Below are 3,963 nucleotides of genomic sequence, written 5' to 3'. Positions count from 1 at the left end.
AAGACCGCGGCGCGTACCGCGCGTGTACCTGCTCCGGAGAAGCCCATCGTGGGGTGAGTCTGCCATGTCGCGGCCCCACGTCCCACCCCCACCCCCGCCCCCACACTCGGAGGAACAGTGTCAGAGCACCGCAAGAACCGTCGCACCCCCGCGCTCGCCGTGACCGCGGCGATAGCCGTCACGGCGGCGGGCGCCGGCCTCGCCCTGCTGCCCCGCGGTGAGGCGAGCGCGGCCGAGCCGCAGCTGCCGCCGCGCGCGACGGGCTGGGACTACCAGATCGGCGGCGCGTACGAGCCGGACGAGGACGTCGAGGTCGTGGTGCGCGACCACACCGGCGTTCCCGCGGACGGCCTCTACAGCATCTGCTACGTCAACGCCTTCCAGTCGCAGCCGGGCGCGGAGGACGAGTGGGACGACGACCTGCTGCTGCGGGACGCCGCCGGTGAGGTCGTCTACGACGGCGCCTGGGGCGAGGCCGTGCTCGACATCCGCACCGAGGAGAAGCGCGAGCGGATCGCGGACGTGGTCGGCGGGTGGATGGCCGACTGCGCGGAGAAGGGCTTCCAGGCCGTCGAGCCGGACAACTACGACACCTTCTACCGCTTCGACGCGTACATCTCCGAGGACGACGCGGTGGCCATGGCGGCGGAGCTGACCGGCCGCGGCCACGACCTCGGCCTGGCGGTGGCGCAGAAGAACGCCGTGGAGCTGGTCGACCGGCGCGACGAGGCCGGGTTCGACTTCGTCGTCGCGGAGAACTGCGGCCAGTGGAACGAGTGCGAGGGGTACGCCTCGGCGTACGACGACCGCGTGCTGGTGGTGGAGTACACCGACGGCGGCTTCGAGACCACCTGTTCGGGGTGGGGCGACCGGCTGTCGGTGGTCAAGCGCGACCTGATGGTGCTGCCGGTGGGCCGTGACGGCTACGTGCGGGAGAACTGCCCCGCCACCTGACGCGTTCGCGCGCCGCCCGGCCGGAGTCGGACCCGGCCGGGCGGCGGTGGTCGCCCCCGCACTCCCGAAGTCGCCCCGTGCGCGACCCGGTTGTCGGTCGGTGGCCCTAGGGTGGCCCCTCACTCGACGGTGTCGACACGAGGGGGATGCATGGCGGCGGAGCGGTTATGGCTCGATGTGCCGTTCGCGGAGAAGGACATGGCGAAGGCCGCCGGCGCACGGTGGGACCCGGCGGCGCGGCGGTGGTACGCGCCGCGGCCGGGGATGGCGGACCTGCTCCGCTGGGCGGCCGGGGCGGAGGTGCCGGAGCTGCTGCCGGGCGAGGACCGGTCGCTGGGCCGCGGCCTCTTCGTGGATCTGGTGCCCAGCAGCTGTTGGTTCACCAACGTCCGTTCGTGCGTCGCGGAGCGCGACTGGGAGCGACTGCGCCGGATGGTCCACGGTCGGGCGGGGCAGCGCTGCGAGGCGTGCGGGGCCGGGCCGGACCGCGCGGCCCGGCGCTGGTTGGAGGCCCACGAGCGGTGGAGCTACGACGAGGCGCGGCGGGTGCAGACGTTGCGCCGCCTGGTCTGTCTCTGCACCGACTGCCACACCGTGACGCATTTCGGCCTGGCGCAGGTCAAGGGCCGGGCGGCGGAGGCGCGGGCGCACCTGATGCGGGTGACCGGGATGAGTGAGGCCGGCGCGGACCGGCACATCGCCGCCGCGTTCGCCACCTGGCGGGAGCGCTCCCGGCTGACCTGGACGCTGGACCTCGCCATGCTGACCGACGCGGGGATCACCGTGGTGCCGCCGCCGGAGGCCGCCGACCGCGTCGCGGCGGCGCGGGAGGCGCTGGACGCCGAGGAGGCGGGCAGGGAGACGCCGGGGCGCGCGGCGCCGGGCGGGGAGGCGCTGCGCCGGATACCGCGCCAGCGGCGGCGCACCCCCGGCTGAGGCCGCGGGTGCGCGGCCCCGCGGACCTGCTGGGGCGCGCGACGGTCGTCCCGCGCTCCGGAGGCGCGGGCGCAGTCCGTACCGGGTGCGCACCACCGCTGCTCGCTCCGGAGCTTCGGTTCCCGGACGGTGCACCGCGCCGGGGCCGCGTCCGGGCCCGGTGCCGGAGCGGGGCGGGGCGGGGCGGAGCGGGGCCGGAGCGGGCGCGGCCCCGGTGACGGCGCGGGGGGCGGTCAGTCCAGCTCGTCGAGGAAGGCCAGGGCGAGCCGCCAGGCCCGGTCGGCCGCCTCCGCGTCGTGGTCCGGCAGGCCGGGGTCGGTGAAGAGGTGTCCGGCGCCCTGGTAGCGGAAGACCTCGACGTCCGCACCGCTGCGGCGCATGCCGAGGTACCAGGTCGAGACCCAGTCGTGCGTCTCGAAGGGGTCGGGGTCCGCGACGTGCAACTGGACGGGCAGGTCGTCGACGGCGGCGTCCTCGGCGATGTCCGCGGTGCCGTGGAGCAGCAGCAGGCCGCGGGCGCGAGTGTCGTTCATTGCGACGGTCTGCGCCAGTGCGGCGCCGAGGGAGAACCCGGCGTAGACGGGCCCGGGGGCGTCGGCCGCGTCGCCGCCGGTGAGCCGGGCGGAGGCGGCGACGACCCGGCGCAGCAACTCCTCGTGGCCGATGGCGTCGGCGACCTCCCGGCCCTCCTCGGCGGTCTGTGAGATACGTCCCTCGAACAGGTCGGGCACCTCCACCCGGTGCCCGGCCGCGCGCAGCCGCTCTGCCGCCTCGGTGACGGCCGGGCGCAGGCCGAGGGCGGAGTGGACGAGGACGATGTCAGCCATGACGGGGAGGTCTCCGGTGATCGCGGTTCCGGTCGGTCGGCCCATCCTGCCAGTTAGCCTTGCGGCTGACGCGCGCCAGGCATGCCCACAGGACCTACGGCGGTCCGGACGGAGGTAGGTACACACCATGGAGGACGTGATGCGACCGGTGCTGGTGCTCGGAGGCACCATCGCCGCGACACTCGTCATCGGCTGGCTCATCGACCGGGCGCTGCACGCCGCGACAACGCGGAGGCCCCAGAACCGGCTGCCGGAGCTGTTGCGGCGCTGCCAGTTGCCGCTCCAGGTGCTCATGGGCTCCGGCGCGCTGCAACTCACCTACGACCTCGCTCAGGTGCGGGGACCGCAGGGCCGGGTGATCCTCAGCGTCCTCGCGACGGTGACCATCGCCTCGGCCGCGTGGCTCGCGATACGCGTGGCGGGCGCGATCGCGGAGAACGTGCTGGCGGACTACGCCGCACGGACCGACGACGTCGCCCGCGTCCGGCAGTTCCGCACCCAGCTGACGATGCTGCGCCGGATCGTGACGACGGTGCTGGCGATGGTCGCGGCGGCCGTCGCGATCATGTTGGTCTTCCCCGCGCTGCGCGCCCTGGGGACGTCGCTGCTCGCCTCGGCGGGTGTGATCGGCATCATCGCCGGTGTGGCGGCCCAGTCCATGCTGGGGAACCTGTTCGCCGGGCTCCAGATCGCCTTCGGCGACTCCGTCAAGATCGGCGACACGGTCGTCGTCGAGGGCGAGTGGGGCACGGTCGAGGAGATCTCGCTGGCCTTCCTGACCGTCCGCATCTGGGACGACCGGCGGTTGACGATGCCGGTGTCGTACTTCAACAACCAGCCGTACGAGAACTGGTCCAAGGGCGGGCACGAGATCACCGGTACGGTCTTCATGCACCTGGACCACTCGGCGCCCATCGCCGAGATGCGGTCCCACCTGCACGAGTTCCTGCTGGGCCGCGCGGACTGGGACGGCCGGACCTGGGGGCTGCTGATCACCGACACCACCCCCACCACGATCGAGGTCCGGGCGTCGATGTCGGCGCAGAACTCGGACGACGTGTGGACGCTGCGCTGCGCGGTCCGCGAGGAGATGATCACCTGGCTGCGGGAGCACCACCCCTACGCCCTGCCGCGGGTGCCGACCTCGCCGGCGGCGCTGCCGCCCTCCGCGACACCCGGGCCGGCCGCGGGCCCGACCGCCGGCGGGCAGGCGGGCACCACCGCGAGCGTGTGAGCCGCGAAGCGG

The 3,963-nt window shown here is 74.2% G+C and carries 4 protein-coding genes; 3 read left to right on the top strand and 1 reads right to left on the bottom strand.

Translation table 11 applies throughout. The features are described from left to right. Positions 1–117 precede the first annotated feature (117 nt). A complete protein-coding gene (locus HCN52_RS07760; protein WP_168087627.1) occupies positions 118–954 on the top strand; it encodes an endo alpha-1,4 polygalactosaminidase in 837 nt (278 codons plus the stop codon). 150 nt (positions 955–1,104) lie between these two features. Continuing rightward, a complete protein-coding gene (locus HCN52_RS07755; RefSeq protein WP_209314277.1) occupies positions 1,105–1,890 on the top strand; it encodes a DUF5710 domain-containing protein in 786 nt (261 codons plus the stop codon). 233 nt (positions 1,891–2,123) lie between these two features. On the opposite strand, the gene HCN52_RS07750 is transcribed toward HCN52_RS07755, so the two are convergent. Continuing rightward, entirely contained in the window at positions 2,124–2,717 is a 594-nt protein-coding gene (locus tag HCN52_RS07750; protein WP_168087626.1) for a dienelactone hydrolase family protein, read from the bottom strand. Between the two features lie 127 nt (positions 2,718–2,844). Here HCN52_RS07750 and HCN52_RS07745 point away from each other — a divergent pair, with 127 nt between their 5' ends. Further along, positions 2,845–3,951 (top strand): mechanosensitive ion channel family protein, encoded by a 1,107-nt coding sequence (locus HCN52_RS07745; protein ID WP_168087625.1) that lies wholly within the window; start codon positions 2,845–2,847, stop codon positions 3,949–3,951. Positions 3,952–3,963 lie beyond the last annotated feature (12 nt).

It is taken from the genome of Streptomyces bohaiensis (assembly GCF_012033785.1).
Taxonomy (GTDB): domain Bacteria; phylum Actinomycetota; class Actinomycetes; order Streptomycetales; family Streptomycetaceae; genus Streptomyces; species Streptomyces bohaiensis.
The sequence above is the reverse complement of the archived record's forward strand: the minus strand, read 5'-3'. Positions and strand labels throughout refer to the sequence as shown.

Bases quoted from the DNA above. Each gene is read 5' to 3' on its own strand.
- HCN52_RS07755 (WP_209314277.1), top strand. From the start codon at position 1,105: ATGGCGGCGGAGCGGTTATGGCTCGATGTGCCGTTCGCGGAGAAGGAC.
- HCN52_RS07750 (WP_168087626.1), bottom strand. From the start codon at position 2,717: ATGGCTGACATCGTCCTCGTCCACTCCGCCCTCGGCCTGCGCCCGGCC.
- HCN52_RS07745 (WP_168087625.1), top strand. From the start codon at position 2,845: ATGGAGGACGTGATGCGACCGGTGCTGGTGCTCGGAGGCACCATCGCC.